Raw genomic sequence first — 3,488 nt, forward strand, 5'->3', positions numbered from 1 at the left:
GGACAGATGACATCTGTTAGTGAATGTCCACCCATCCAGGAACCGCGAATCGCACCTTCATAATGCAATGGACGGGTTGGATCCATCTTGCGTGCATATGCTGCAGCAGCTTCATGGTTAAGACCTTTACCGGATTCATTACCAAGCGACCACATGACTGCAGATGGGTGGTGGATATCGCGTTCAATCATGCGACCTACGCGTTCAACAAATGCGCCGAGGTAACGTGGGTCATTACAGATTGAGTCATAGAAAGCATGTGATTCGATATTTGCTTCACCGACAACATAGAAGCCGAGTTCGTCGCAGAGATCGAGGAACGCTGCATCATTAGGGTAGTGAGATGTGCGAACTGCGTTGAAGTTCCAGCGCTTGAGTTCAAGCAAATCTTGACGCATGTCATCACGAGTCAATGCGCGACCGGTGAAGCGGTTGAAGTCGTGGCGATTGACGCCGTAGAAAATAACCGGCTGACCGTTAACGAGGAAGTCGCGGCCCTTAATGACTACGCTGCGGAAACCGATGCGCTGGCTAGAGATCTGAACTACGTTGCCTGCCGGATCAACTAATTCGAGCGCAAGTGTGTATAAAACAGGGTTTTCAGCAGACCATGGAGAGACCTTAGGAATCTCTGTCTCAAAGAGAATGCGACCCGGAGTAGGTGGCTCGATTTGAGCAAGTGCATCAGTAACAGTCTTCGGGAACTTTCCATCCCAATGTTCTGCCACAAAGAAGTCACGACTTGCGTTGCGAAGATCCTCAGGGATTTCAGTCCAGATTGGTGGAACAACGGTTGAGAGAGTTCCACTGACTGATGCGCTCTTGACCTTTGGAAGTTCTTCGATTCGAGCACGAAGTGTGTATCCAGCAGTTGGCTTGTCTCCTACAGATCCAATGTATGCCTCAACTTTCAAAGTTCCAGTTGAGTTATCTGCTTTCAATCCAGCAGTTGTGTAGAGACGTTCAATGTAGACATCGTTAGTCGCATATAACTTTACAGAGCGAGTAATGCCTCCATGCCACCACTGATCTTGATCTTCAATGTATGTTGCATCAGACCACTTTGTGACATCAATACGAAGAGTGTTCTTGCCACCCTTCAGGAACTTTGTAATATCGAATTCAGCAGCAAGGCGAGAATCTTTTGTCAGACCTACAACATCACCATTGACCCAGATAAGTGCCACTGATTCGTAACCGCCGAGGTGTAAGACCACGCGCTTGCCTTCCCATGATCCTGGGATTTCAAAGTCGCGCTCGTAGATACCTGTTGGGTTCTCTTCAGGAACATTCGGTGGTGAATGGTCGAATGGCATCTGCACATTGGTGTAAATCGGCTTATCGAAGAAGACATCGCTCTCAGGTTGCATCGTCCAGAGTCCTGGAACAGGAATCTTTGACCAACGCTTGCGCACTGGATCGGTTGGCTTGCGTAGCAATTGGAAGCGCCATGTTCCGTCGAGAGATAACTTCTCGTAATGCTCGATGTTGAGCATTGGTAGGCGGTTGATTGCTGTGGTCTCAGGGCTAGTCCAGTAGTTAGGCAACATGTAAGGAATCTTCCCATGTACGCACTCATAGCGATAGGAAAAACGGCAGCGAATCTCGAAAAGGGGCTATTTTTATGCGGTGAAATCGCGATTTTTAGAATTCGAGATTAACTGCCATAATTACGCCGTTCCACAGCAGTACGCCTCCTTAGCTCAGTGGTAGAGCAGCTCACTTGTAATGAGCAGGTCATCCGTTCAAATCGGATAGGGGGCTCCATACTTTTCTAGGCGCTTACGTCGTCTTTCTTCCTCATACTCGCAATAATCGCAATCGCCATAACACCGACGATGATGCCCAATGAAACCAATGATGGAATCTTGAAGAATGCGTGGCTGACGATCATTTTGATTCCCACCCAGACAAGAATCACTGAGAGACCTTCCTTAAGATAAACAAACTTATCCATCAAGTTTGCAATTAAGAAATACATCGATCTCAATCCAAGAATTGCCAGTGCGTTACTTGCAAAGACCAAGAATGGCTCTTCTGTCACGGCAAAGATTGCAGGGATCGAGTCAACTGCAAAGACAAGATCCATAAATTCGACCATTACTAGAACTAGAAATAATGGTGTGAAGTAGCGAAGTCCGTTGATGCGCACTATGAACTTCTGTTCGTGGAAATCTGGAGTTAGGCGCAATTTGCGCTTGAGTAGACGATAGAACTTTGAGTCGTTCAGATCGAAGTGCTCATCACGACCGAAGTACATTTTGGCACCTGTGTAAATCAAGAAAGCACCGAAGATGTAGAGAGTCCAGCTTGCTTCTTTAATGAGTGCAGCACCCATCAATATGAGCACTCCACGCATGACAAGTGCACCCACAACACCAAGGAACAGGACTCGGTGTTGGAATCGTTGAGGCACAGCTAGCGCACTAAAGAGCAATCCCCATACAAAGACGTTATCGATGGCGAGTGATTTCTCAATGAAATAACCGCTGTAGTACTGCAGCGCGAAGTCGCTACCGCTGAAGTACCAAATGACTCCGCCCACTGCCAGGCCGCAAGCAACCCAGATAGAAGACCAGAAAGCAGCTTCTTTAAAGGTGATTACTTGATGATCGCGATGGAGAAAAAGATCAATAACAAGCATTACGCCGACGAAAGCCAGCAGCGCTACCCATGCATATGTGGTGACGTTCATTCGGGACTCCCTTGTGTATGGCTCCAAAGAGCGTTTACACAAGGTCTCTTCCGCCGAATAATTTCGACCTAGGCACCGGCTGCTTTCGCAACGTATTGACGACACCTAGCGTTGGGAATACTCCCCTTGATGGCGCAATCATGAGGGAAAAGTATTTCCGGCGCAACTTGACGCGCTATTTTTTCTTATAACCAGCGGGGCACTTCGGATTCGAGGCGGCAATGCGTTTAGTGGAAGCACCTTTAACGCAAGTTACCGTCTTCTTAGGAGCTATCGAAGGACTAGGAGAGGCTGAAGGTGTTTCCACTATTGGCTTCACGGCGGGAGCCTCTTGGGTGAGTTTCACTCGAACGGTTGGACTTGAATAAGTAAAACCGGCAGCTGAGAGATAGATCCAGCCATCCTTTTCTTTCAAAGTTGTTGTCGCTACCTGATTTTCACCATTGCTTGAAATGACTGAGACTGTTGCGCTAATCGGTGCACTCGTGAATCCATATAGACACCGTGCAACTTTAGAATTAATTTGTAGATTGTAATTTCCGACATTGACTCGCCCATCCGGAGCATAATGTGGCGAAGCAACTTGATAATCCAAACTTTGGGACTCTTTATTGAAAACCGGGGCACCGGATGTGTAAGCAGTGGCATTTGTGGTCACAACTCCACTGATATCACCCGATTTAAAACACTTCTCTTGATTCAAATCCGCCCCTTGATCACCAGTGTGGACCGCGACGACCTGCGCGACGGCGGCGCCCAGCATTTTGTCGATTGCATCAGCCGCATCCGCGAG

Annotated in this window: 2 protein-coding genes, 1 tRNA gene and 1 pseudogene; 1 reads left to right on the top strand and 3 read right to left on the bottom strand. The window is 47.8% G+C overall.

The window, feature by feature from the left end; all coding sequences use genetic code 11:
- On the bottom strand, window positions 1-1,550 hold a 1,550-nt coding region (locus ACKOVI_RS06520), incomplete at its 3' end, for a glycoside hydrolase family 2 TIM barrel-domain containing protein (RefSeq protein WP_509603274.1).
- Between the two features lie 142 nt (window positions 1,551-1,692).
- Between ACKOVI_RS06520 and ACKOVI_RS06525 the strand changes: the two genes are divergently transcribed.
- Window positions 1,693-1,767, top strand: a tRNA-Thr gene (locus tag ACKOVI_RS06525).
- Between the two features lie 7 nt (window positions 1,768-1,774).
- Here the strand turns inward: ACKOVI_RS06525 and ACKOVI_RS06530 are convergent.
- Together ACKOVI_RS06530 and ACKOVI_RS06535 are read right to left on the bottom strand one after the other, a co-directional pair.
- Window positions 1,775-2,695, bottom strand: a complete 921-nt coding sequence (locus tag ACKOVI_RS06530) for a TerC family protein (RefSeq protein WP_509603275.1) — start codon at window positions 2,693-2,695, stop codon at window positions 1,775-1,777.
- Between the two features lie 175 nt (window positions 2,696-2,870).
- A pseudogene (locus ACKOVI_RS06535) lies at window positions 2,871-3,488 on the bottom strand (hypothetical protein); the annotation flags it as partial.

It is taken from the genome of Candidatus Planktophila sp. (genome assembly GCF_046070465.1).
In the GTDB taxonomy this organism is placed as follows: domain Bacteria; phylum Actinomycetota; class Actinomycetes; order Nanopelagicales; family Nanopelagicaceae; genus Planktophila.